25 protein-coding genes and 1 riboswitch are annotated in these 24,555 nt (G+C 32.5%); of the genes, 19 read left to right on the forward strand and 6 right to left on the reverse strand.

All coding sequences use genetic code 11. From position 1 onward, the window contains the following. Positions 1 to 424: 424 nt before the first annotated feature. Positions 425 to 880 carry a hypothetical protein gene (locus BR82_RS0110235; protein WP_027090116.1) on the forward strand — a complete coding sequence of 152 codons (456 nt, stop codon included), beginning with the start codon at positions 425 to 427 and terminating at the stop codon, positions 878 to 880. An 84-nt stretch (positions 881 to 964) separates the two neighbouring features. Here BR82_RS0110235 and BR82_RS0110240 read toward each other — a convergent pair whose 3' ends face one another. The 6 genes from BR82_RS0110240 to BR82_RS0110265 form a co-directional block, all read right to left on the reverse strand. Beyond that, entirely contained in the window at positions 965 to 1,627 is a 663-nt protein-coding gene (locus tag BR82_RS0110240) for a hypothetical protein (RefSeq protein WP_027090117.1), read from the reverse strand. Between the two features lie 146 nt (positions 1,628 to 1,773). Continuing rightward, entirely contained in the window at positions 1,774 to 3,066 is a 1,293-nt protein-coding gene (locus BR82_RS0110245) for an MFS transporter (RefSeq protein WP_034864725.1), read from the reverse strand. Positions 3,067 to 3,248: 182 nt separating this feature from the next. Next, complete coding sequence (locus tag BR82_RS0110250) at positions 3,249 to 3,704, reverse strand: GNAT family N-acetyltransferase (protein WP_027090119.1); 456 nt, start codon at positions 3,702 to 3,704, stop codon at positions 3,249 to 3,251. Positions 3,705 to 3,726: 22 nt separating this feature from the next. Further along, positions 3,727 to 4,290 carry a GNAT family N-acetyltransferase gene (locus BR82_RS0110255; RefSeq protein WP_027090120.1) on the reverse strand — a complete coding sequence of 188 codons (564 nt, stop codon included), beginning with the start codon at positions 4,288 to 4,290 and terminating at the stop codon, positions 3,727 to 3,729. Between the two features lie 60 nt (positions 4,291 to 4,350). Further along, positions 4,351 to 4,740 carry an ester cyclase gene (locus tag BR82_RS0110260; protein ID WP_034864727.1) on the reverse strand — a complete coding sequence of 130 codons (390 nt, stop codon included), beginning with the start codon at positions 4,738 to 4,740 and terminating at the stop codon, positions 4,351 to 4,353. A 165-nt stretch (positions 4,741 to 4,905) separates the two neighbouring features. Beyond that, positions 4,906 to 5,145, reverse strand: a complete 240-nt coding sequence (locus tag BR82_RS0110265) for a DUF6061 family protein (RefSeq protein ID WP_027090122.1) — start codon at positions 5,143 to 5,145, stop codon at positions 4,906 to 4,908. A gap of 293 nt (positions 5,146 to 5,438) precedes the next feature. Here BR82_RS0110265 and BR82_RS0110270 point away from each other — a divergent pair, with 293 nt between their 5' ends. The 18 genes from BR82_RS0110270 (at position 5,439) to purB (ending at position 24,165) form a co-directional block, all read left to right on the forward strand. Next, the gene (locus BR82_RS0110270; protein ID WP_027090123.1) at positions 5,439 to 6,140 is read left to right on the forward strand and encodes a transglutaminase-like domain-containing protein; all 702 of its coding nucleotides are present in this window, start codon (positions 5,439 to 5,441) and stop codon (positions 6,138 to 6,140) included. Positions 6,141 to 6,255: 115 nt separating this feature from the next. Next, positions 6,256 to 7,083, forward strand: coding sequence for a hypothetical protein (locus BR82_RS0110280; protein ID WP_027090124.1), 828 nt, complete (start codon positions 6,256 to 6,258; stop codon positions 7,081 to 7,083). Between the two features lie 29 nt (positions 7,084 to 7,112). After that, on the forward strand, positions 7,113 to 7,268 hold the full coding sequence (locus tag BR82_RS17075) for a hypothetical protein (RefSeq protein ID WP_154659613.1): 156 nt from the start codon (positions 7,113 to 7,115) through the stop codon (positions 7,266 to 7,268). Continuing rightward, on the forward strand, positions 7,249 to 7,431 hold the full coding sequence (locus tag BR82_RS0110290; RefSeq protein ID WP_240474548.1) for a cupin domain-containing protein: 183 nt from the start codon (positions 7,249 to 7,251) through the stop codon (positions 7,429 to 7,431). Before BR82_RS17075 ends, BR82_RS0110290 begins: the two co-directional genes overlap by 20 nt. Before the next feature lie 398 nt (positions 7,432 to 7,829). After that, a complete protein-coding gene (locus tag BR82_RS0110295) occupies positions 7,830 to 8,015 on the forward strand; it encodes an antitoxin VbhA family protein (protein WP_027090126.1) in 186 nt (61 codons plus the stop codon). 109 nt (positions 8,016 to 8,124) lie between these two features. Continuing rightward, positions 8,125 to 8,451: a Fic family protein gene (locus BR82_RS0110300; protein WP_027090127.1), complete on the forward strand. Its 327-nt coding sequence runs from the start codon at positions 8,125 to 8,127 to the stop codon at positions 8,449 to 8,451. A 68-nt stretch (positions 8,452 to 8,519) separates the two neighbouring features. After that, positions 8,520 to 8,702, forward strand: a complete 183-nt coding sequence (locus tag BR82_RS17080) for a hypothetical protein (RefSeq protein WP_147590244.1) — start codon at positions 8,520 to 8,522, stop codon at positions 8,700 to 8,702. Positions 8,703 to 9,076: 374 nt separating this feature from the next. Further along, complete coding sequence (locus BR82_RS15650) at positions 9,077 to 9,961, forward strand: LysR family transcriptional regulator (RefSeq protein WP_051592814.1); 885 nt, start codon at positions 9,077 to 9,079, stop codon at positions 9,959 to 9,961. A gap of 92 nt (positions 9,962 to 10,053) precedes the next feature. After that, a complete protein-coding gene (locus tag BR82_RS0110315; RefSeq protein ID WP_205618752.1) occupies positions 10,054 to 10,995 on the forward strand; it encodes an NmrA family NAD(P)-binding protein in 942 nt (313 codons plus the stop codon). Between the two features lie 409 nt (positions 10,996 to 11,404). Beyond that, positions 11,405 to 11,484: riboswitch (ZMP/ZTP riboswitch) on the forward strand. 169 nt (positions 11,485 to 11,653) lie between these two features. Further along, positions 11,654 to 13,324: a formate--tetrahydrofolate ligase gene (locus tag BR82_RS0110320; RefSeq protein WP_027090130.1), complete on the forward strand. Its 1,671-nt coding sequence runs from the start codon at positions 11,654 to 11,656 to the stop codon at positions 13,322 to 13,324. Between the two features lie 47 nt (positions 13,325 to 13,371). Beyond that, the gene (purE, locus tag BR82_RS0110325) at positions 13,372 to 13,860 is read left to right on the forward strand and encodes a 5-(carboxyamino)imidazole ribonucleotide mutase (protein WP_027090131.1); all 489 of its coding nucleotides are present in this window, start codon (positions 13,372 to 13,374) and stop codon (positions 13,858 to 13,860) included. A 23-nt stretch (positions 13,861 to 13,883) separates the two neighbouring features. Then, positions 13,884 to 14,585: a phosphoribosylaminoimidazolesuccinocarboxamide synthase gene (gene purC, locus BR82_RS0110330; RefSeq protein WP_027090132.1), complete on the forward strand. Its 702-nt coding sequence runs from the start codon at positions 13,884 to 13,886 to the stop codon at positions 14,583 to 14,585. Positions 14,586 to 14,601: 16 nt separating this feature from the next. Next, positions 14,602 to 15,627 carry a phosphoribosylformylglycinamidine cyclo-ligase gene (purM, locus tag BR82_RS0110335; RefSeq protein ID WP_027090133.1) on the forward strand — a complete coding sequence of 342 codons (1,026 nt, stop codon included), beginning with the start codon at positions 14,602 to 14,604 and terminating at the stop codon, positions 15,625 to 15,627. Then, on the forward strand, positions 15,621 to 16,214 hold the full coding sequence (gene purN / locus BR82_RS0110340; protein WP_027090134.1) for a phosphoribosylglycinamide formyltransferase: 594 nt from the start codon (positions 15,621 to 15,623) through the stop codon (positions 16,212 to 16,214). Before purM ends, purN begins: the two co-directional genes overlap by 7 nt. Beyond that, positions 16,215 to 17,738 (forward strand): bifunctional phosphoribosylaminoimidazolecarboxamide formyltransferase/IMP cyclohydrolase, encoded by a 1,524-nt coding sequence (gene purH, locus BR82_RS0110345; protein WP_027090135.1) that lies wholly within the window; start codon positions 16,215 to 16,217, stop codon positions 17,736 to 17,738. It begins immediately after the preceding gene. Between the two features lie 18 nt (positions 17,739 to 17,756). Continuing rightward, positions 17,757 to 19,007 (forward strand): phosphoribosylamine--glycine ligase, encoded by a 1,251-nt coding sequence (purD, locus tag BR82_RS0110350; RefSeq protein WP_027090136.1) that lies wholly within the window; start codon positions 17,757 to 17,759, stop codon positions 19,005 to 19,007. A 9-nt stretch (positions 19,008 to 19,016) separates the two neighbouring features. Then, entirely contained in the window at positions 19,017 to 22,778 is a 3,762-nt protein-coding gene (locus BR82_RS0110355) for a phosphoribosylformylglycinamidine synthase (RefSeq protein WP_027090137.1), read from the forward strand. 1 nt (position 22,779) lies between these two features. After that, positions 22,780 to 24,165: an adenylosuccinate lyase gene (gene purB / locus BR82_RS0110360; RefSeq protein WP_027090138.1), complete on the forward strand. Its 1,386-nt coding sequence runs from the start codon at positions 22,780 to 22,782 to the stop codon at positions 24,163 to 24,165. The last annotated feature ends 390 nt before the right edge of the window (positions 24,166 to 24,555 follow it).

A 24,555-nucleotide genomic window follows, 5' to 3' on the forward strand; every position in this document is an offset into this window, starting at 1 on the left:
CAAATTAAATTGGATAACAGAAGTAAAAGATATGAGCTAATTAGTAAAAAATAGCAAAATATAATGGCACAAACAATCAAATTAATTTATTCCAATTTCCTTATTTACAGTGGAGCCAAATTCCTAAGAACCGTTAAAACCAAGCAAAATCAACAAGATTTTGCTTATGAAAAAGTATAACTTAGGAATATCCACTATAAATAAGTTTTCTCGGCATAAAATAATTTGAATAAAATATTATCAAATTAAATTAGTTATATTTAATTTTAACTAATTTACGAATGCATAAACAGTAGTTTTTTGAGTCAAAATAATTTGCATATCAACAACAGAGCCTAAGCCACCAAGCGTTACAGTTACCGCAACTGTTCTGGACGCAGAGGTTGTAGAACAGCCCAAGCCACAGATACCTCCAAGACCGGTTATGCCACCAGAAGCAGCCGCCTTCCCAAGACTTCAAAAAATCAAGGTTACGCTTGATAAACAAAATCATCTTATCTTTGAAGCAGAGCGTGAACGGAATAAACTGGAGATTGAATTAAGCGATTTAAGGGGACTTGCAAGGCTCACCAAGAAAAAGGAACTTGAAAGCAGAATAGCCACCAAAAACGAGGAAATCCGAAGCCTTAAAGCCGGATTATCCAGTATTGTCATACAACATGGATTTGCAACGGTACAGGATTTCTACACAGCGTTTTATACCGCACAGCGTGCCACCGACGCATATCAGAGGGAATGTGCCAAATGGGAAGAAACCTACGGAGAAAAAGCAATTCCAAAAGTCGAAACCATGCACGACAAGATACAAAGGTATAAAGAAAAGGCTGATAGGCAGAATGCCAGTCAACCTTATAGAAGCAGAGATAAAGGGGCGAGATGATCGCCCCTCCTGCCAAATGAATAGCCTTATCCATACACATAGGACAAGGCTATTTTAAATACATAGTATGCGTAAACCTGAAATTTACTTAATAGATAACTGTTTATCTCTTATCTTTAAACATGCCTCAATATGCATAATCCAATGTCTTGAAAACGGCATCTGTATCAATCCCTTTACATCTTTTCCGCACCAGTAATCAATTAACCAATATGCGTTTTCATCATCACTCACTACATTTAGCATCTCCAACTGTTTTCTTTTTTCAGCAGTGATTTTCTCTTTAATATCACTATATGCAAGGGATTTTAAAACTCGTGTTGTAGATGCATCAACATCAATTATGTAATTATATAATTCTTCAATAGACAGTTTCTTTGAAAACTCACTTATCTCTTCTTTTACAAGTTCGTTTGCAGTTGTAATAATCGAAGAATTTATGCGTCTTTGATAATCGCCTTTAAATAACACTTGTTCATCATCAGCAATAAGTGTATGTGCAACAATATCTTCAATGCGAAAAATATGCCAAAGAGAATAGGCAATAGTTTTATTATGATACCCTTTTGCATTCATATATGGCATTGCACTAAAATCATCAAATGATAATTCCGTCTTAAACAGTAGAATCTGTTTCATAAGTTCTTCACGGAGTGTAAGCAATGTATCTATACCCGCTGAAAAGGTCTCTTTTTTCTTAATCTGTAATTGCATAGTCTTATTCATTTCTGACCACTCTTTATTCATAAAAACCTCCATGAAATTTAAATCTTCTGTTACCTTCAAGCTCTCCGCAAGACTGAAAGTTTCGAGAGTGTTATCAGGTTGAATTTTTATGATATTTCATTCTTGCAAGATGAATAAGGGGCGAAATAAATCGCCCCAAAACAAAGTTATTTTTTTACATATTGATATTTTTTCAATTTCTTACCGGTAATAATACAGATTAAACTTCCACTTAAACCAAGTATAAACATCATAAGTGCAGCACCTGAACCTTTACCCGTACCAAAAAGCGTTTTTAAAATTGATAATTCACCATATGCGACCATAAGCGGTTCGCATACATTATCTACCATAAAACCTCCCAAAAACAATCCAATCGGGATAGTAAAATACTGAAGAGTATTGCGACACGCATAAACACGCCCTTGTAATTCCACCGGAATGGTGCTCCTAAGAATCACATCCAAATTAGTACTCATAACAGGCACAAGAATCCATCCAATAACCTGTCCAATACACCATAATACTGGTTCTCTGGAAAATGCCAGTAAAAAGTTTTCAGTTCCCAACGAAAATAACATTGTCAAATAAACGACTTTTACCCTATCCTTTGGCTTAGGTAAAACAGAAACAATCAGACTCCCAATAATCATAGCTACACCGGAACAAGAAGTAACAATTCCAAGAACTGTCTGACCACCTTTTGGATTCGGAAGCACATAACCCGGTAACGTTGCATCAAAAGCGGAAGCCACCAGATTAACACCTGCCATAAATAATATCAGCATCATAATCATTGGATTGTCTTTCAAAAATCCAATTCCTTCTTTAGCAAGAACAAGTACACTTTCTTTTCTTTCACTCTTGCTTTCTGGAATTCTAATAAAAAACTGCAATGCAACAAATGCAACTATAAAGCTTCCGATATCTACTGCTATAACACCATTAAGCCCTATAAAAGAATACAATGCTGTAGCAATCAAAGGATTTAATATGGATATCAGCGACCTTGACAAAGAACGAAGACCACTTGTCTTCTGATAATACTTTTCAGGAATGATAAGCGTCATAGCAACTTCTGATGCAGGTTGCTGTACTGTATTCATTAATCCGGAAATTGCATTTAAAGCATACAAATGCCATACCATTAAACGATTTGTTCTAAATAACCCAAATACTACTATGGTACAAAACACTGCAAGCACATCACAAACAAGCATTGTCTTCTTTTTATCAAATCTGTCTGTCAATGCTCCTGCAAATATGCTCATTAGCACATATGGTGCATAAGAGCATATAGTAAGTGTTGCTGTGCTTAATGAAGAACCTGTCTTCTCATACAGCCATAAAGTAAGTGCAAATGCTGTGATACTGCTACCAAGTTGAGATACACTCTGGGTACTCCAGAGAATCAAAAAATCTTTCAACTGGTATAATTCATTTTTCTTTATATTTTTCATTTCTTTGCTCCTTTTCTTATCAACTATTTCTCAAAACAGAAGCAAAGCCTGAGGATATCAGCCTAGTGCTGTTCCTCCATGCAGTCTCCTCAGACTCTGCATGGAGCTACTACAATGCAAAGTATCATTTTTTCTACTCTTTCCTTTTCAATAAAATAAATTACATAACAGAAACTTCAAATTTATTTTTCTAAAACAAATCGTGCTACTTTAACATTCCCATCCATTTCCATAGACACTATATCAAATCCACATTTTTCTGTATAAAACTTTACATTTTCCTTTTTGTCTATGGGGGTGACTAAAGTAAATTTATCCCAATCCTCGTAGTGCGATGTTATAAATTTAATTGCTTGAGTTCCTATTCCTTTTCCTTGAAACTCTGGAACAACACACAAACAGCCCACCTCATATATTCCTTTTTCCACCTTCTTACAAGAAATGCAACCGACTGGTTCGGTATTATATAAAATAATAAATTTAGGATAATCTATTATAGATTTCTCCATCATTTCTTTTGTTTTTCCATAAGCAGGACATTCACCATATTTAATATAATCACTATAAAATGTAGAATTATAAATATCTATCAGTAATTCTGCATCTGCAACATCCGCTTTTCTATATTCATTCTTCATAAACAATACCTCTACAAATATCCTATTTCATAGTTTCAAACTCATTTCTTAATATTGAAAAATACAATCTTCCAACATATTCTCCGCTCATATAGAAATAGTCTCTCAATGTTCCTTCATATACAAAACCACATTTTTCTATTACTCGTTTTGATGGTGCATTAATAGTCTTAGTACAAATTTGAACCTTGTGCAAATTCATTCTATCGAATCCATATGCAATAACTGCTTTTGTTGCCTCTGTTGCAAAACCTTTACACTGAAAATCCGAACCAATGCAATATTCAATTTCAGCAAAATAATTCTTACTATCAACCAAAAAATATGCTATCTGTCCTATACATTCACCCGTTGTTTTTTCAACAACAGCCCAACGATAATAGTCATTCTTTTCATAAGAACCTATATACTTGTCAAGCAATCCTTTTACCTCATCTTTAGTAGAGTACACTGGTTCAGAATATAATGATTGTATTTTCTCGTCTGCAACCCAATATTTAAGCATTGCGTCGTCATCTGTATATTCGAACCTTCGAAGTATTAATCTCTCTGTCTCTATTGTATTTGTGCCAACATGTGTAAGCATTTTTATTCCTCCGTCAACTTCAAATTCGTCTCTCAGTTAAACACACTGGCTTACTGAAATTTATCGAAGTTTCGCTTCAATTTCTTTATCTGGCCAATAGCCCCATGATTCAACAATCTTGCCGTCCACAACCCTAAAGTTCTCCAATGCCTCAAAGCTAATATGCTTTCCGGTAGCCGGTATTCCCATACAAGTTCCGGCATGAATACCTTGATAGAGAATTCTGGTTGCAACCATATCCTCCTCACCAAATACATCAAGCACCTCAATTTTCAGGTCAGAGAATTGTCCCTCCACAATTTTCAAGATGCCCACGGCATCAGCATTACTTCTTGCTCCGGCAGGACTGTGGTCTATGTAGTCCTCCGCCATACATTCCATGATAAAGTCGTAATTGTGATTGATATATCCTTCCACAAAAAAGCGACTTACCAGTTCTTTGTTATCCATAACTGTTGTTCCTCCTTGTCGTTAAGATTTATATGTTTATTATCATTGTAGGCGCAAATTCAAATTTTCGCTCTCTATTGTACCACGAATATCCCTATTATTCCACTTATATTTTTCTTGATTATTTAAGGCGGACTGCCCATTCTTAGCAATCCGCCTGTATAGTTACCACACCTCTAAACTGTCCTCTGCATCTATCCAAATTTGCATAATTCCGTCAAGATAAAGTCTTGCATATTCAACTGGATTATCTATTGCAAGGGCATTCAAAGCACACTCCGAATTAGGGGTGGTCTTCAATCCTTCCTCTGCTTTTGCACAGTCAATCCGTAAAATATATCCGGCATAAGTGCATATATCAATGCTGTTGTGGTAAATGTTGTAATCTGCGTATATGATATTCATTCAATCAACCCTCTTTTCTGTAAAATCTAAAAGCATTTCAATCAGTTCACACAGTCCATTCATATTGTGTTATAATGTGTTATGTGATTTTGCTTCCCTTGTTTTTGCCCTTATGAGGGTTCGTAAATCCTTGTGGAACGATATAACACAAGGGAACACATAAGGGAAAGCACACATACAGAAAAGTTAGTGTTTATAAGGGTTTTCCAAGAATTTAATAATAAATTATAACAGGTAATGAAACCCTTAAATTATGGGTTTGCACAATTGGAATTTGTGAAAGGGTAAATTATATGGAAAGATATTTGAAAGAAACACCGATGTTAAATTTTTCAGATGTCAATATACAACATTTAATAAGTGATAGAGGGTGGAAAGATATTGATATATACAATCGTATCAAGCAGATATACAATTTTGTTCGTGATGAAATTTTATTTGGATATAATGTGGATGATAGTATTTCGGCAGCGGAAGTTTTGTCTGATGGATATGGACAATGTAATACAAAAGGAACGCTTTTCATGGCATTGCTTCGTGGGGTAAATGTCCCATGTCGGGTACATGGGTTTACAATTGATAAAAAATTACAAAAAGGTGCAATGACTGGCATTGTATATAAAAAAGCACCTAAAAATATTTTTCATAGTTGGGTTGAAGTTTATTTGGATGGAGTATGGTATGAACTTGAGGCATTTATTTTAGATAAAGAATACCTCTCAAGATTACAAAGCATAAACGCTACTTGTATAGGTGCTTTTTGCGGATATGGTGTTGCTGTAAAAGATTTTTGCAATCCTGTAATTGATTTTGAGCGTAACAATACTTATATTCAAAGTGAAGGGATCAATCAAGACTTCGGAATATATGATTGTCCAGACGATTTACTTGAAGAACATCACCAAGAAATGTCAGTATTTAAAGCTTTTCTATATAGAAATTTAGGCAGACATTTAATGAATCGCAATATAAGAAAGATAAGAAATGCTGATTGACAAATTTTTATTTGTTGGAGAATGCGGGAATTTGGCATGGAAAGAGGCTTCTGAGGTCATGGGGTTTAGTTTAGACGACGGTAATGAAATTGGAATTTGTTGAGGAGATGATATTATGGGATTTGATTTAGGTCATACAGCTAGTTCATTATCAAAACTTGTTTTACGAACAAAAAGAAAATTAGATAATAATCGTACAAAAGATAATGAGGATAGTTTTCAAATGATATGTCAAGAATTCAATAATAATAAACTGATAAAAAAATATGAGGGATATACACAAAATAATCATTTTAAAGTTGGTTTAAGTGGTAAAACTGTATATATTTATGATCATGAAGAAAATGAATTAGCAAGATTTCAAGATGTTCTTTATATGTATCGAGGTAAGTTTATTCCAAATACAAATATTTTAGTAGTAAAATCAACATCTGGATGGCTTTTATTTTATGATTTAGATAAATTAGAATTAATAAAAAAAATTAGATTTTCAAATATTGGAAGTCAGGATGAAAATTTTGATATAACTCAAGATGGAAAATATTTATATAATATTGAAGCACCTGAATTTACAACGAGAACCCGATTAACTAAATATGATTTAAAGACTTTAAAACCAATTATTGCTTCATTTTATGATTTAGATAAAGTCTTTTTAAAGTATGTAGAAATAGATAATGATTGCATTTATCTTTTTGGATTTATAAGAAACAATAAAGGTGTAAAAGATTATAACTTTATTGGATTATATAAAGAAATGGAAGAAAAATGTGGAATACAAGGAGTAAAAAAACTAGATGAAAATTTTTATAATCAAATATATCAGTATAAAGTTTGTGAAGACTATGGATTCACTCAAAAATCTTTAAAATATCGTCATTTAGAAAAAATAGAAGATTTAGAAAAAATAACTATAAAAGACGCTTATCAGCATATTAAGTAATTACAAATAAGAATTTAGGAGAAATAACAATGTTGATAGATTTTAACAAAAAAGAAGAAATTACAATACCAGGAATGAATAAAGAAACCCGAACAATAACTGCAAAAATGTATATGGATGAACAAAGAAAGATTATCCTGTGTTCTATTCATGCAGGTGGTTCGATTGGCTTGCATAAAGATTGATATAAATTATGTATTATTTGGAAAGGAAAAAACGGTATGTGACGGTCAGGAAGAAATTCTGTCTGCTGGAATCTGCCATATCTGTAAGAAAGGCTCTAAACATAGTATTGTTAATATGGATAATGAAGATTTAGTTCTGTTGACAATGGTTGTTGAACGATAAATTTCAGTTTATGAATTAATTAGATGATAACAAGTTATCACAAAATTAGAATTTTTTAAATCTTGTTTCTGTTTATATTTATTTATAAGTTTCTTCAAAAAATGGTTTGTCTATTTTCTAAATAAATTTATAAGTCTATTTGGCAATAAATATGTTTTAGCAAATCTCCACAAATTATTATATAAAATGATTTTTTAGATTTGTGTAAAACGTGCAAGTAATCAATAAATTTTGAAATTGGTTTATGCGATTTTTCAAAAAATATTTTAAAGTATATTATATTTATTGCATTAGGTTAAATAACGATATTCTTTTTATCATAAAGCAAACGAAAATATGGTATAATATAGAAGTCAAAATAAATGATCATATATCATCAGTGAAAGGAGTTTTTTATAATGAATCAATTAGATGAAATGAAAAAAAGAAGAAAAGCAGTAAATAATGCTTTAGGAATCCTTTTGACTGCTGCTGATTTACCAAATGAAAAATATTTAAAGGCTTTAGATGATTTTGTTTTAGGTAAAATCACTTTGGAAGAATTAGATCAAAAAGTTCATAAATTGGAGTATATCTATGGATGATATTTACTGCTATAAATGAACATATGTTTTCAAGAATTTATATGATATTCATAATAAAGATATCTTAGATGAACTTGAAAGAGAAAGTACTAATACAAAAATACTATCTTTGGAACTTCGACCAGAACAGATCAATAGTGATATTTCAGTAAAACATCTTAATGAACTTCATCATTTTTTATTTGGCAATCTTTATGAATGGGCTGGTCAATATAGAATGGTTGGTTTATATAAATCTGAAAGAGTACTATCAGGACTTTCTGTTGAATATGCAAAACATAATGAGATAGAAGAACGATTAGGAACTTTTTTAGATAAGGCAAATCAATTTGACTGGAGCGACAAAGGTGTTGCATTGAAATCAACATTTGATTTATTTGTAGGTATATGGGAAATACAAGAACATGTACAACATTTATTAAAAGAATTCTATTAAGTCGCAGAATAGAATTTAATGCTGGACTTTTAAAAGACTATCCTGCTTATCTAAGAGATAGTTTAGTTATGGCAACTTATGATGAACCACAATATCTTATGAAAATTTTGAAAGATGCTTTTGAAACAGATTCTAATTTTAAATATTTTAATGAAGATAGCGTAAAAGAAGAATATAAGGTTGCTAAAGAAAAGTATTATACGACTAAACAGGCAGAAAAATTAATTGCAAGGAAAAGATTAATGAAATAGCTAGTATTAAGGCAATTTCTTGATAAAGGAGATTGCTTTTTATTAATAAAGAAGTTGTTAAATATGCAAATAATTAAAAATAGAAGAACATAATAAGAATTATAGATGTTTAGTACAATGAAACTTAACTAATTTTTTCTAGAAAGTTTCTGCTTATCTATATTTAATATCTTTTTGTTTATTAAAAAGTTTTTTAATGAGATTTATTGTTTTGGATATGATATTAAATGATCGTGCATGTTATAATTTGGTATATAGATAAATTGAGATTTATAGTTTATAATATATATGGATTTTTTATTTCTACATGTAAATCTTCTTATCTTGAATTGGTATATCTCAAATCTTCAGGACTTTTCTATAGAGGTGATATGATGTTAGAACAAAAGGTTCTGTATTTTATAACAGTAGCAGAGGAGAAATCATTTTCTGCTGCATCTAAGAAACTGTATCTTTCTCAGCCAAATCTTTCAAAACAAGTGATGCTGTTAGAAAGAGAAATAGGTGTTACTCTTTTCGATCGTTCAGGTTATCGACCAGTGTTAACAACAGCAGGTGAGATTTATTATAAAGAATGTAAAAAAATACAAAAACAAGTTACAGAATTGTATAATAAACTTCAACAATTAGAATCTCATGAAATTGAGATTGGGTTTACAGGATTGTATCAAAATAGAAGAATTATCAATGCAATCAATGAATTTAAAAAAGAAAATTCAAAAGTTAAAATATCATTAAATAAGTTTAATTTTGATGATACTGTAAATAGTTTATTAAATCAAAAGATACACATCAGTTTTGGTATTGAATCTAATTTTAAGCACTATAATCAAATAAAATATCATGTATTATATAATTATGATATATGTGTTATATGCTCATTCGATCATCCTTTTGCAAAATATACTGAATTAGATGTTAAACAACTTATTAACGAGGAATTTATAGTTTTATCAAAAAAATATGGTTTTCAATTTTATCAAGATTTCATAAAGGCATGTAAATTAGACGGATTTGTTCCAAAAATAAAAAAAGAAGTTGAGTCATTTGATTCACTTGTTTTTGATGTTTCCATTGGTGAAGGTGTAGCCATTACATCATGTGATGTTGTTAGATCTGAAGAAGTTAAAATCATACCATTAAAAAATAGTCATCATAGCTCAAAATATGTAATGGCATATTTAGATAAAGAGCAAAATCCAATAACTCAAAAGTTAATTCATTCAATTTTAAATTATTTTGAACTCTATAACAAATAGTTATAGAGTTTTTAAACTTTTTGGGTACTATTATTATAGACTAAATATATTAAAATATGAGTGGAAAAGAAAAAAGGATGGAGGAAAGAGTTATGAAAATTTTGTTAAATGGTGTAGATGGAAATTTTGGCAGTAAAGCAGCTAGCATTTTATTAAAAAGATGGCCACTTAAAGATTTAGTGTTTGCTGCTCCAACAAAAGATGGATTGGCAAAATATGCTGATGTAGATGTGGAAAAGAGAATAGCGGATTTTAATGATGAAGAAGGTCTCGTAAAAGCATTCTCAGGGATTGATACAATGATATTAATTTCAATGCCTTTTGTTGGTCCAAAGAGAAGAGCGGCTCAAAAGAAAGCTTTAGATGCTGCAGTAAAAGCAGGAGTAAATAGAGTCGTTTATACATCAATAGTAGGTGCAGGAGAACCTGATATTGATACTTATGAAGTCAATGATCATGTATGGTTTGAGGCATATGTAAAGCAGCAACCAATCCATTATTTATTCTTAAGAGATTCACAATATGCAGAAGCAATGGTTTCTAATTATATAAATGCATATGAGAATACTGATAATATACTTGCAAATAATATGGGAAATGGTAAGATGGCTTATATTTCAAGAGATGATTGTGCACTTGCTTGTGCTTGTGCTGCAATGTCTGATTGGGAAGATCGTATCATTGATGTTAATGGCGCAGAATTATTAACTATAGAAGAATATATTCAAATTGCTAATGAAGTCACAGGGCATAATGTTAAGTATGTAGAAATTAATGATGATCAACAATATGCATTTTTTGATTCTATTGGTGTTCCAAGAACGACTGAGGATATGTGGGCTCAAACAGCTACAAATTTTCCATTCTGCTCTGATGGAATGGTAACATTTGGAAGAGCTATACGTCAAAATCAAATGGCAACATTTACAAACGATTTTGAAATCTTAACAGGTCAAAAACCAATGACAGTGAGAGAAATATTTGAACATATGGAAGAACATCTAATTGGTAGTCGTACATCAACTGATGATTAATTTATGTAAAGATATTAATAAATAATTCAGACTTGTGTTCATAACATAGTATAATGAAGCTAACTGAAGAAGTTGGCTTTTTTATATCGTCTGCATAAAATTGGTAATCTGATTTTCAATTATTTTATGAATTATTATTGAGTTCTTATATTTAATGGTCAATGTGTATGTCATGAATTTGTAAACTGTTTGTTATTGTTAAAGGCAAAGAGTAAAATATGTTTTACAGGATATAATTTTATATCTATATATAAAGAGGCAGTCTTTATAAATGCTTGTTTGTATCAAAACTTGTAGAAAATTGGATAGTATATAAAATTTGAAGAATTATTAATTTTAAGTAATTTTATAAAATTAAATTGTTTTAGTAGTAAATGCTTGAATCTTGAATCAATAAATGATATCATGCAAATAGTTATACGACTGACGGAAGTGGAATTAACCACAGGGAGTATAATCATTGAAGAGCCGACCGTCTGGGCAAGAGTCTGGAGAGGTGTAGGCTCTTTTTTAATTCTATGGTCAAAATGCTTGTTTTTAACCTATTGTATTAGTTGAGAAAAAAGTGGAAATATGATATAAATTAGTTGTATTTTTATTTTGATAGAGACTGACCTTAGATTTATATTTTGAAAATTATATGTGAAAGGGTGGCGTTATGTTAACTGATGTTGAAATTGCACAAAGTGCGAAGATGGAACCAATTAGTGAGATTGCTAAAAAAGTTGGTTTAGAAGATGATGATTTAGAATTATATGGGAAATATAAAGCAAAAATTGCTCTTGAAGCAATTAATCGTTTGGAAAATAATCCTAATGGAAAATTAGTTCTTGTTACAGCGATCAATCCCACACCGGCTGGAGAAGGGAAAACAACTACGATGATCGGTCTTTCTCAAGCTTTAAATAAAATGGGGAAAAAATCAGTTGTAGCAATGAGAGAACCATCTTTAGGACCATGTTTTGGAATTAAAGGGGGAGCTGCTGGGGGCGGATATGCTCAGGTAGTTCCCATGGAAGATATTAATTTACACTTTACTGGCGATATTCATGCTATTACTGCTGCTAATAATTTAATTGCAGCGATGCTTGATAATTCGATTCATCAAGGGAACCCGTTAAACATTGATGTTCGTAATATCGTTTGGAAAAGAGTGGTTGATTTAAATGACCGCGCTTTACGTCATACAGTATGCGGTTTAGGTGGAAAAGTAAACGGTGTGCCACGTGAAGATGGTTTTGATATTAGCGTTGCTAGTGAAGTAATGGCAATTTTATGTCTGGCTACTAGTCTTGAAGATTTAAAAGAGCGTGCTGGTAAAATGATCGTTGCTTATAACTATGAAGGAAATCCAGTTACAGTTGACGATATTGAAGCAACTGGTGCGGTTACTTTATTATTAAAAGATGCAATCAAACCAAATTTAGTTCAAACATTAGATCATACGCCCGTTTTTGTTCACGGAGGACCGTTTGCTAATATTGCTCATGGCTGTAATTCAGTTATGGCGACTAAACTTGCAATCAAATTAGGTGATTATGCGATCACTGAAGCAGGGTTTGGAGCTGATCTAGGGGCTGAAAAGTTCTTAGATATCAAATGCCGGCAAGCTGGTCTTGATCCTCAAGCGGTAGTTATCGTAGCTACTGTTAGAGCTTTAAAGATGCATGGTGGCGTTGATAAAAAAGAATTATCAACAGAAAATCTTGAAGCTTTAGCTAAAGGTGTTCAAAACTTAGAAAAACATATTGAAAATATTGCTAAATATAATATTCCTTCTGTAGTTGCTATCAATGCATTTCCGACGGATACAGAAGCTGAATTACAATTATTAAAAGATACATGTAATAAATTAGGGGTTGATGTAGCGATCTCTAAAGTATGGGAAAAAGGTGCTGATGGTGGTATTGAATTAGCTGAAAAATTATTAGAAATTTTAGATACTAAAGAAGCTAACTATCAGCCTTTATATAGTTTAGATATATCAATTAAAGAAAAAATTGAAACCATCGCCAAAGAAATCTATGGTGCTGATGGCGTTGCCTTTGATAAAAAGGTTTTAACGAAGATGAAGAAGTATGAAGCTCAAGGGTTAGGAAAACTTCCAATCTGTGTAGCGAAAACTCAATATTCTTTATCAGACCAGGCGACATTATTAGGACGACCTAGTGGTTTTACGGTTAAGATCAATGATCTTATTCCTTCTGCAGGGGCAGGATTTTTAGTGGCTATCTCAGGAAGTATTATGAGAATGCCGGGACTGCCAAAACGTCCAGCAGCAGTTAATATGGATATTGATAAAGATGGTAAGATTGTCGGTTTATTTTAAAAGTGACGCAGGTCACTTTTAGTGGTTTAAAAAGAAAGGGTGAAATTATGAAAGTAGCAATTATCATGGGTTCTACTAGTGATTTAAGCAAGGTTGAACCAGCAATTGGGATTTTAAAAGATTATGGTGTTGAAGTAAATGTTAGATGTCTTTCAGCACATCGAGCACATTTAGGATTAAGCTCATTTATTAAAGAAACAGAAACAGATGGAACAGAAGTAATCATTACTGCTGCCGGAATGGCTGCAGCTTTACCTGGTGTTGTTGCTTCGCAAACAGTTTTACCAGTAATTGGGGTGCCAATTAGTGGAGCAACTTTAGATGGAATGGATGCTTTATTATCGATCGTACAAATGCCTTCAGGAATTCCAGTAGCGACTGTAGCAATCAATGGAAGTAAAAATGCAGCTTATTTAGCTTTACAGATCATGGCTATCAAACATGAAAGCATTAAAGAAAAATTAGTTGCTTATCGTAAGGAAATGGAAGTTCAAGCTATGGAAGCAAACGCAGAAGTTATGGCAAAATATAAATAAAGGTAAAAGGAGAAATTAGAAAAATGGCAGAATTATTATATGAAGGAAAAGCAAAACAAGTTTATAAGACTGATAAAGATGATGAATATTTAATTCATTATAAAGATGATGCAACAGCTGGTAATGGGGTTAAACATGATCAGTTTGAAGGTAAGGGTGTTTTAAATAATACAATTTCTTGTATTATCTTTGATATGCTTGAAGAAGCGGGAATCAAAACACATATGATCAAGAAATTAAATGATCGTGATATTTTAGTTAAAAAAGTGGACATTTTCCCATTGGAAGTAATTATTAGAAACATTACAACAGGATCTTTTTGTAAAAGATTAGGAGCTCCAGAAGGAATTGTTTTAGATGAACCAATCTTTGAATTAAGCTACAAAAATGATGATTATGGAGATCCTTTGATCAATGAAGATCATGCGATAGCTTTAAAATTATGTACAAGAGATGAATATAATTTTATTAAACAGGAAACTTTAAAAATCAATGAGTTATTAAAAGAGTTCTTCTTAAGCTTAAATTTAAAATTAGTTGATTTTAAAATTGAATTTGGTAAAACAGCTGATGGTCAAATCTTATTAGCTGATGAAATTTCTCCAGATTCTTGTCGTTTATGGGATGTTGATACTAATCAAAAATATGATAAAGATGTATTTAGACAAGATATCGGTGATTTGATCGAAACTTATAAAGCAGTTTTAGCAAGAATGCAAAAATAATAAAAGGAGACCAAAGATGGATTATAAAAAGGCCGGAGTAGATATTGAAGCAGGATATAAATCTGTTGAATTAATGAAAAAACACGTTAAAGAAACAATGCGACCAGAAGTTCTTGGCGGGCTTGGCGGATTTGCTGGAGCCTTTGATTTAAGTGCAATCAAAGAGATGGATGAACCTGTTCTTTTGTCAGGAACTGATGGATGTGGGACAAAAGTAAAATTAGCATTTATCATGGATAAACATGATACGATCGGAATCGATGCAGTTGCAATGTGTGTAAATGATATTGCTTGTTCTGGTGGTGAACCGCTATTCTTTTTAGATTATATTGCTTGTGGAAAAAATTATCCTGAAAAAATTGCAACGATCGTAAGTGGTGTAGCTGAGGGTTGTAAACAATCTGGTTGTGCATTAGTTGGTGGTGAAACAGCTGAGCATCCTGGATTAATGCCAGAAGATGATTATGATTTAGCAGGATTTGCAGTTGGGGTCGTTGATAAAAAAGATATTATCAATGGTGAAGATATCAAACCTGGAGATGTTTTAGTAGGGATTGCTTCAAGTGGTGTTCATAGTAATGGTTTTTCTCTAGTACGTCAGGTTTTTGAAATGAGTAAAGAATCATTAGATACATATTATGATGAATTAGGTAAGACACTTGGTGAAGCTTTGATTGAACCAACTAGAATTTATGTCAAGGCACTTAAAAATATTAAAGATGCAGGTATTAAAATAAAAGGGTGCTCTCATATTACTGGTGGTGGATTCTTTGAAAATGTTCCACGAATGTTACCTGAAGGGGTTAAAGCAGTTATTAATAAAGATAGCTATGAAGTTCCAGCAATCTTCGATCTAATTGCTAAAAATGGTGATATTGCTCAAGAGATGATGTATAACACATTCAATATGGGACTTGGGATGGTCATTGCCTTAGATCCAGGTGATGTTGAAAAAGCGATGGAAGCAATCGAAGCTGCTGGTGATAAATGTTATGTAGTTGGTAATATTGAAGCTGGTGATAAAGGAGTCAAGTTATGTTAAAGATTGCTGTCTTTATTTCTGGCGGGGGAACAGACTTACAATCAGTTATTGATGCAGTTGAAAATAAAAGTATTAATGGAAAAATCGTTTTAGTTATTTCTAATCGTAAAAATGCTTTTGGTCTAGAACGGGCTAAAAAAGCCGGAATTGAAACAGCAGTTGTTAGAAAAGATGATGAATTGATCGTTAAGATGCTTAAAGAACGTGAGGTTGATTTAGTTGTTTTGGCAGGCTATTTGGCAATTCTTAGCGATGTGCTGATTGATGCTTATCCAAATAAGATCATCAATATTCATCCATCACTTATTCCTTCTTTTTGTGGACCAGGCTATTATGGTATGCACGTTCATGAAAAAGTATTAGCACGGGGTGTTAAAGTAACAGGGGCAACAGTTCATTTTGTCAATAAAGAAGTTGATGGAGGACCAATCATACTTCAAGAAGCTTGTAATATTGATGATTTAGATGATCCTGAGGATATTCAGGCTAGAGTTTTAGAAATTGAACATCGTATTTTACCTAAAGCAGTAGCTTTATATTGTGATGGTAAGATCGTTATCGAAAATGAAAGGGCTAAGGTGAAATAAATGAAAAGAGCATTAGTTAGTGTTACTAATAAAGATGGTATCGTTGATTTTTGTAAAGGTTTAGTTGAGTTAGGATTTGAAATTGTTTCTACAGGGGGAACAATGGCTAAATTACAGGAAGCAGATGTGTCATGTATTGCAATTGATGATGTGACGGGATTTCCAGAAATTTTAGATGGTCGGGTTAAAACATTACATCCTAAAGTTCATGGCGGTTTATTATTCCGTCGTGATCTAGAAGAACATGTAAACACAGTTAAAGAAATGGATATTCAGCCAATTGATTTAGTGTGTGTTAATTTATATGAATTTGAAAAAGCTTTAAAAGCAGGTAAACCAATGGCTGAGATGATTGAAAATATTGATATTGGTGGTCCTTCAATGATTCGTTCAGCAGCAAAGAATTTTAAAGATGTTTTAATTGTTACTGATCCTAAAGATTATGATAATGTTTTATCTGCAATCAAAGAAAATAATGACGATTTTGATTTTAGATTAAATCTTGCATATAAAGCATTTTCAATGACAGGGGCCTATGATGCCATGATTTCTCGTTATTTTGCAGGAGTTGTTGGTGATGATTTCCCAGATACATTAAATATTAGTTTAAAGAAAACAGAACATTTACGTTATGGTGAAAATTCACAACAAAGAGCAAATAGTTATGTTGATCCATTTGTACAGCACAGTTTATTAGATTATGAACAATTACATGGTAAAGAAATTTCATTTAATAACGTTAATGATCTATATGGGGCTGTAGCGGTAGTTCGTGAATTTAAAGATCAAATCGTAACAGCGGCCATTAAACACTCAACTCCTTGTGGTGTAGCGATCGGTAAAGATGGATATGATTCATATATGAAAGCCTATGAAGCTGATCCACAAAGTATTTTTGGGGGAATTGTTGCTGTTAACTATAAAATTGATAAAAAGACAGCTGAAGAAATGCATAAGATTTTCTTAGAAATCGTAGCCGCACCAGATTTTGATGATGATGCTTTAGAAGTATTGAAGAAAAAGAAAAATTTACGGATTTTAAAACTTAAAAATATTGATGTAAGAGAAGCTAAATACGATATTAAATATTTAGAAGGTAAGGTATTAGTTCAAGATATTAATACTGAAATGATCAAAGAGATGAATTGTGTAACTGAAGCTAAACCAACTGAAGAACAGATCAGTGATATGGAATTTGGGATGCGGGTCGTTAAATTTGTTAAATCTAATGCTATCTGTATCGTTAAAAATGGTGTTACATTAGCTGTTGGTGGTGGTCAAACTTCAAGAGTTTGGGCATTAGAAAATGCGATCCATAATAATCCTGATAAAGATTTTAATGGGGCAGTACTTGCTAGTGATGCGTTCTTCCCATTTAGTGATTGCGCCCAGGTTGCTTATAATGCTGGAATTGGGGCAATCGTTCAACCTGGTGGTTCGATTCGTGATCAGGATTCAATTGATTTTTGTAATGAAAAAGGTATTCCAATGGTATTTACAGGATACCGGCATTTTAGACATTAGTAGAGAGGTTCAGAGCTTATGAAAGTACTCGTAATTGGTAGTGGTGGACGTGAACATGCCATTGCTTATAAATTAAACCAAAGTAATAAAGTTGATCAAATTTATGCAATTCCAGGTAATCCGGGAATTGCTAAGATCGGTGAATGTATTAGTGGTAGTGTTGAAGATAATGAAATGATCGTTAATTTTGTTCGTGAAAATAAAATAGATTTAACTGTCATTGGGCCTGAAGTTCCTTTATGTAATGGTTTGGCTGATGATTTAGAAGCAGCTGGATTTATGGCTTTTGGGCCAACTAAACAGGCAGCAACTTTGGAAGGAAGTAAAGCATTTTCTAAAGATTTTATGGTTAGACATAATATTCCAACTGCTAAATACAAAGAAGTAAATAGTTATGAAGAAGCAGTTGAAGCTATTAAGGAGTTTGATTATCCTTTAGTTATCAAAGCTGATGGACTTGCAGCTGGTAAGGGTGTTGTCATCGTTGATAATCTTGATGATGCTAAAACTACATTAAAAGAAATGATGATCGATGGCAGCTTAGATGGTGCTGGCAGCAAAGTTGTGTTAGAAGAATTTTTAACGGGATTTGAATGCTCATTATTATGCTTTACTGATGGGGAAACGATCGTTCCAATGGTAAGTGCTAAAGATCATAAACAGATTTACGATGGTAATACTGGTCCAAATACTGGTGGTATGGGAACTGTTTCACCAAATCCATTTATGCCTGAAAATATGGATGAAGTATTGAAAAAAGATATTTTAGAGCCATTTATGGCAGGTTTGAAGGCTGATCAGATGGATTATCGTGGCGTTGTTTTTATTGGCTTGATGATTGAAGATGGGAAAGCAAAAGTCTTAGAATTTAATGTTCGTTTTGGCGATCCCGAAACGCAATCGATCATGTTACGCTTAGATAGCGATCTATATGATATTATGGTTGCCTGTGCGACTAAGACATTAAAAGATGTTGAAGTTAAATGGAATGATCAACATGCTGCCTGCTTAGTGCTTGCAAGTGGTGGTTATCCAGGAAGTTATCCAAAAGGAATTGAAATTAAAAATATTGATGATTGTGATGATTGTGTAATTTTCCACGCTGGAACTGCCATCAAAGATGGTAAATTAGTGACTAGTGGTGGTCGGGTCTTAAATATCTGTGCGACTGGTTCTTCGTTAGAAGAGGTTCGAAGCAAAGTTTATGCTGTAGCTAAAAAAATCGATTTTGATGGTAAATATTACCGTAATGACATTGGACTTAGATAGGGGGATATTATGAGTAAGGTAAAACGGATATACGTTGAAAAAAGGACAGCGTATGCAACTGAAGCAAATGAAATTAAACATAATTTAATTGAACAATTGGGATTAGATATCAAGACATTAAGAATCATTAATCGTTATGATGTTCAAGGTATTAGTGATGATATTTTAGCTCAAGGTATTAATACTATCTTATCAGAACCAATGGTTGATGATGTATATCAGGAAGATTTCCCTAAAAGTGATGATGAAGCAATTTTTGCTATTGAATTTTTACCTGGCCAATATGATCAAAGAGCTGATTCATGTGAACAATGTTTTGCGATTTTAACGGGAAATACAACTGCTAAAGTAAAATGTGCAAGAGTCTTTGCAATTACTTTTACAGGGGATAAGGATACTGTTTTAAAACAGATCCAAAGCTTTTTAATCAATCCGGTCGATCAGCGTTTAGCTAGTTTGGATAAACCAGAAGATCTTAATGATAAAGCACCAGATATTAAACCAGTACCAACGATTACGGGATTTAATGAATTAGATAAAGCTGGTCTTGAGAAGTTTTTAGCTGACAACGGGATGGCGATGAACTATGAAGATTTAAAAGTAACTCAGGATTATTTTAAAAATGAAGAAAAAAGAGATCCAACGGAAACAGAATTAAAAGTATTAGATACATATTGGTCTGATCACTGTCGTCATACAACATTTGCAACAGTTATCACTGATTTAGATATTGAAAATGGTGCATTTAAAGAAATTTTAGAAAAAGATATTGAAGATTATAAAACAAGTCGTCATTTAGTTTATGGAATCGATACAAAACGTCCTTTAACTTTGATGGATCTTGCAACGATCTCAATGAAAGAATTACGTAAAACAGGTTATTTAGATGACTTAGAAGTATCTGAAGAAATCAATGCCTGCTCAGTCGAAATAACTGTACATACAACTGATGGCGATGAACAATGGTTGTTGATGTTTAAAAATGAAACTCATAACCATCCAACAGAAATTGAACCTTTTGGGGGAGCAGCAACATGTCTAGGCGGGGCAATTAGAGATCCGCTTTCAGGTCGTGCTTATGTATATCAGTCAATGCGTATTACAGGAGCTGGTGATCCTCGTAAATCATTAGAAGAGACTATGAAAGGGAAATTACCACAACGTAAACTATGTCAAGAATCTGCTCATGGATTCTCTTCATATGGAAATCAAATCGGTTTGACAACAGGTTATGTCCATGAAATCTACGATGAAGGTTATGTCGCTAAAAGAATGGAACTTGGTGCAGTAGTAGCTGCTGCTCCTAAAGAACAAGTTAAACGTCTGGAACCATTAAAAGATCATATTGTTTTATTGATTGGAGGACGTACCGGTCGTGATGGAATTGGTGGTGCAACAGGTTCTTCTAAATCTCATGATATTAAATCGATTGAAACAGCAGGAGCTGAAGTTCAAAAAGGTAATCCAGTTGAAGAAAGAAAGATTCAACGATTATTTAGAAATAAAGAAGTAAGTGAAAAAATTGTTCGTTGTAATGATTTTGGTGCTGGTGGAGTCTGTGTTGCAGTAGGTGAATTAGCACCAGGATTAGTTATTGATTTAGATGCTGTATTAAAGAAATATGATGGTTTGACTGGTAGTGAACTTGCTATTTCTGAATCACAAGAACGGATGGCTATCGTTATTGATGCTAAAGATGCTGATTTTATCAAAGCTGAATGTGCTAAAGAAAACTTAGAAGTCGTGCAAGTAGCTGTAGTAACTGATGAAAATAGATTAGTAATGAAACATATGGGAGCAGATATTGTTAATATTTCACGTGATTTCTTAGATGCGGCTGGAGCTAAACGTTATCAAGATGTAAAAATCACTTTACCAGATTTTGATAACACGCCATTTGATGAAGAAAAACAAACAAATTTTGTTTCAACAGTAAAAGATACATTATCTAAATTAAGTGTGGCTTCACAAAAAGGATTGATTGAAAGATTTGACTCTTCAATTGGTAATGGAACAGTTTTATCACCATTTGGGGGAATTAAGTATCATAGTGAAACTGAAGGGATGGCAGCTTTGATTCCAGTATTAGGAAAGGAAACAACAACAGCTTCAATCATGGCTTATGGTTATAATCCGCTAATTTCAAAATGGTCACCATATCATGGGGCGATGTATGCAATCGTTGAATCTGTCGCTAAAATAGTAGCAATGGGTGGAAATTATCATACAATTAGATTTTCATTCCAGGAATATTTTGAAAAATTATTAGATAATCCAACTAGCTGGGGGAAACCAATGGCAGCATTACTGGGAGCTTATCGAGTTCAAAGTGCTTTAAAATTACCTTCAATTGGTGGTAAAGATAGTATGTCTGGTTCTTTTGAAGAACTCCATGTACCGCCAACACTTGTATCATTTGCAATTACAAGTAGTGAAGTTGATGATATTATGACACCAGAACTTAAAGAAACTGGTCATGTTTTAGCTGAAATCATCATTAATAAAGATAAGTATAAAGTATTTGATTTTGATCATTTACAAAAGCAGTATGATGCAGTCGTAGCTTTAATGAAAGAAAAGAAAATTTATAGTGCTTATACTGTAAAAGATGGTGGGGTTATTGAAGCTGTAAGTAAAATGGCTTTTGGTAATGGTGTTGGAGTTGCTTTTAATACCGAAAATAGTCTAGAAAGTTATGTGGCTCGTGATTATGGAAATATTATTATTGAAGTTAAATCAGAAAAAGATTTAAGTACATTTGATAATTATCGTATTGTGGCTACAACTAATGAAAGTGATGTTTTATCTTATGGCAGTGATAAGATTTCTTTAGATGAAGCTTATGCAATCAATAAAGCACCATTAGAAAATGTCTATCCAACAAGAGAAAAAGCACCAACTAGTGAAATTAAAGTAGCAGCTTGTCAAACAAGATCAGATTTAAAAGCAAAGGTAGTTGTCGAAACTCCTTTAGTAGTGATTCCAGTATTCCCAGGAACAAACTGTGAATATGATTCAAAACGGGCTTTTGAAAAAGCTGGAGCTAAAGTTGAGTTAGTATTAATTAGAAATAAAACAGAACAAATGCTTAATGATTCGATCGATGAATTAGAAGCAGCGATCAAACGAGCTAATATCGTGATGTTACCAGGTGGATTTAGTGCTGGGGATGAACCAGAAGGTTCTGGTAAATTTATCGCAACAGTATTAAAGAATCCGCGCTTAAAAGCTGCAATTACTGATTTATTAGAAAATCGTGACGGTTTAATGATTGGTATTTGTAATGGTTTCCAGGCTTTAGTTAAATTAGGATTATTACCATATGGTAAGATTCAGGAGATGTCTAAAAATGATCCAACTTTGACTTTCAATACTATTGGGCGCCATGTTTCACAAATGGTAGATACACGAATTGGAAGTGTTAAATCACCTTGGTTAAAATATGTAAATGTTAATGATATTCATACAATTCCTGTTAGTCATGGTGAAGGTCGCTTTGTGGCGCCAAAAGAAGTTATTGAAGAATTATTTGAAAATGGGCAAGTATTCTCACAATATGTTGATCCAAATCGTAAGGTGACAATGCAGACACCGTATAATCCAAATGGATCGATGTATGCAATTGAAGGTATTATTTCACGTGATGGTCGTGTCATCGGTAAGATGGGACATAGTGAACGTCAAGGTGAAAACCGCTTTAAAAATGTTTATGGTGAAATGGACCAAAAATTATTTGAAGCTGGTGTAGATTATTTTAAGGGTGGAAAATAGAATGGAAAAACAAGAATTTGAATGTTTGACACTTTGTCCATTAGATGGACGTTATTCTGGTGTTAAAGATGCATTAGGAGAGTATTTTTCTGAATATGCGTTAGTTAAATATAGAGTTTTCGTTGAAATTCAATGGTTGAAGTTTTTAATTGAAAATGTTGAAAGTGATATTTTAGCTAAATTTGATGTAAAAGATATGGATAAACTTACGGCTATTGCTAGTGAATTTAACTATGATTCTTTTGCGAGAATTAAAGAAATTGAAAATACAACGCGTCATGATGTTAAAGCGGTAGAATATTTCATTGATGAAAGAGTAGATGCTTTAGGATTTGGTTATTTACAAAGTTTTGTTCATATCGGCTGTACTTCAGAAGATATCAATAATACATCTTATGCCTGCATGTTAAAATATGGCTTAAAAGATGTCTGGTTACCAAAAGCTAAAGAATTTGCAGCTATTATTGATAAATGGGCAGCTGAGCATAAAGATGATGCGATGTTAGCTCATACTCATGGACAGCCTGCTACACCAACAACGATTGGTAAAGAATTTAAAGTTTATGCTTATCGCTTTTTATCAAGTATTGAAAATGTTGAAGCGGTTAAAATCAAAGCTAAATTTAATGGGGCTACGGGAAACTATAGTGCTATCTTAACAGCTTTTCCTAATGAAGACTGGCAAAGTCTTGCAAAAAAATTTGTTGAAGAGTATTTGGGCTTAACATTTAATCCTTTGACAACGCAAATCGAAAGTCATGATTATACTTGTCATATTTTAGATGGTATTCGCCATTTTAATAATGTTTTAGTGGATTTTGATGTTGATATGTGGCTATATATTTCAATGGAATACTTTAAACAAATTCCGGTTAAAGGAGAAGTTGGAAGTAGTACGATGCCTCATAAAGTTAATCCAATTCGTTTTGAAAACAGTGAAGCAAACGTCGATATGTCAAATAATATTTGTATTGCTTTATCAAATAAATTACCTAAATCAAGAATGCAAAGAGATCTATCTGATTCATCAAGTCAAAGAAATCTAGGTTTAGCATTTGGTTATTCATTACAGGCAATCAATGAAACAATGAATGGTTTAGCTAAATGTGTTGTAAACAAAGAAAAACTTGCTAGTGATTTAAATGAAAAATGGGAAGTATTGGCTGAGCCAATTCAAACGATGTTAAGAAAATATGGTGTACCTGATGCTTATGATACTTTAAAAGCATTAACTAGAGGAAAGAGTATTTCTAAAGAAGATATCTTAAAATTTGCAGAAAGTTTAGATATCTTATCTGATCAAGATCGTCAGACTTTAGTTGAAATGACACCAGCATCTTATGTTGGTTTAGCTAATGTTCTAGCAGATATTGATTTAAATAAATAATTTTGAAATTAAAAAGTTTATTCTCTAAGATTTTAAAGAATAAACTTTTTTAAGTATAAAACAAATAAAAAAGGAAGATCGATCACCAATGGTATTAAGTTAAGAGAAAATGAAAAATCATTGAATTAAGATAAGATGGTTGTTAAAGTAAAAACAGCCATCTTTTCTGTTATTCATAAATAAAAATATAAAAATATGGATTTTAGATATACTTAAAAAGAACTAGCATCTAGCTCAAAAAATTTTATTGTTATTCTAAAATAACGTGTTATAATAATTCATGTCAGGACGTTCTATAATTTAACGGTTGACATGATTTGGGTTTTATAGCACGTTCATATGATCTTTCTGGTCTTTGCGGGACCAGAAATTTTTTTATTCTTGAGATAA

It is taken from the genome of Thomasclavelia saccharogumia DSM 17460 (assembly GCF_000686665.1).
GTDB classification, from domain to species: Bacteria; Bacillota_I; Bacilli_A; order Erysipelotrichales; family Coprobacillaceae; genus Thomasclavelia; species Thomasclavelia saccharogumia.

Coding starts and splice junctions, on each gene's coding strand:
- BR82_RS0110235 (WP_027090116.1), top strand. CDS start 425: ATGCCACCAGAAGCAGCCGCCTTCCCAAGACTTCAAAAAATCAAGGTT.
- BR82_RS0110240 (WP_027090117.1), bottom strand. CDS start 1,627: ATGAATAAAGAGTGGTCAGAAATGAATAAGACTATGCAATTACAGATT.
- BR82_RS0110245 (WP_034864725.1), bottom strand. CDS start 3,066: ATGAAAAATATAAAGAAAAATGAATTATACCAGTTGAAAGATTTTTTG.
- BR82_RS0110250 (WP_027090119.1), bottom strand. CDS start 3,704: ATGAAGAATGAATATAGAAAAGCGGATGTTGCAGATGCAGAATTACTG.
- BR82_RS0110255 (WP_027090120.1), bottom strand. CDS start 4,290: ATGCTTACACATGTTGGCACAAATACAATAGAGACAGAGAGATTAATA.
- BR82_RS0110260 (WP_034864727.1), bottom strand. CDS start 4,740: ATGGATAACAAAGAACTGGTAAGTCGCTTTTTTGTGGAAGGATATATC.
- BR82_RS0110265 (WP_027090122.1), bottom strand. CDS start 5,145: ATGAATATCATATACGCAGATTACAACATTTACCACAACAGCATTGAT.
- BR82_RS0110270 (WP_027090123.1), top strand. CDS start 5,439: ATGGAAAGATATTTGAAAGAAACACCGATGTTAAATTTTTCAGATGTC.
- BR82_RS0110280 (WP_027090124.1), top strand. CDS start 6,256: ATGGGATTTGATTTAGGTCATACAGCTAGTTCATTATCAAAACTTGTT.
- BR82_RS17075 (WP_154659613.1), top strand. CDS start 7,113: ATGTTGATAGATTTTAACAAAAAAGAAGAAATTACAATACCAGGAATG.
- BR82_RS0110295 (WP_027090126.1), top strand. CDS start 7,830: ATGAATCAATTAGATGAAATGAAAAAAAGAAGAAAAGCAGTAAATAAT.
- BR82_RS17080 (WP_147590244.1), top strand. CDS start 8,520: ATGGCAACTTATGATGAACCACAATATCTTATGAAAATTTTGAAAGAT.
- BR82_RS15650 (WP_051592814.1), top strand. CDS start 9,077: ATGTTAGAACAAAAGGTTCTGTATTTTATAACAGTAGCAGAGGAGAAA.
- BR82_RS0110315 (WP_205618752.1), top strand. CDS start 10,054: ATGAAAATTTTGTTAAATGGTGTAGATGGAAATTTTGGCAGTAAAGCA.
- BR82_RS0110320 (WP_027090130.1), top strand. CDS start 11,654: ATGTTAACTGATGTTGAAATTGCACAAAGTGCGAAGATGGAACCAATT.
- purE (WP_027090131.1), top strand. CDS start 13,372: ATGAAAGTAGCAATTATCATGGGTTCTACTAGTGATTTAAGCAAGGTT.
- purC (WP_027090132.1), top strand. CDS start 13,884: ATGGCAGAATTATTATATGAAGGAAAAGCAAAACAAGTTTATAAGACT.
- purM (WP_027090133.1), top strand. CDS start 14,602: ATGGATTATAAAAAGGCCGGAGTAGATATTGAAGCAGGATATAAATCT.
- purN (WP_027090134.1), top strand. CDS start 15,621: ATGTTAAAGATTGCTGTCTTTATTTCTGGCGGGGGAACAGACTTACAA.
- purH (WP_027090135.1), top strand. CDS start 16,215: ATGAAAAGAGCATTAGTTAGTGTTACTAATAAAGATGGTATCGTTGAT.
- purD (WP_027090136.1), top strand. CDS start 17,757: ATGAAAGTACTCGTAATTGGTAGTGGTGGACGTGAACATGCCATTGCT.
- BR82_RS0110355 (WP_027090137.1), top strand. CDS start 19,017: ATGAGTAAGGTAAAACGGATATACGTTGAAAAAAGGACAGCGTATGCA.
- purB (WP_027090138.1), top strand. CDS start 22,780: ATGGAAAAACAAGAATTTGAATGTTTGACACTTTGTCCATTAGATGGA.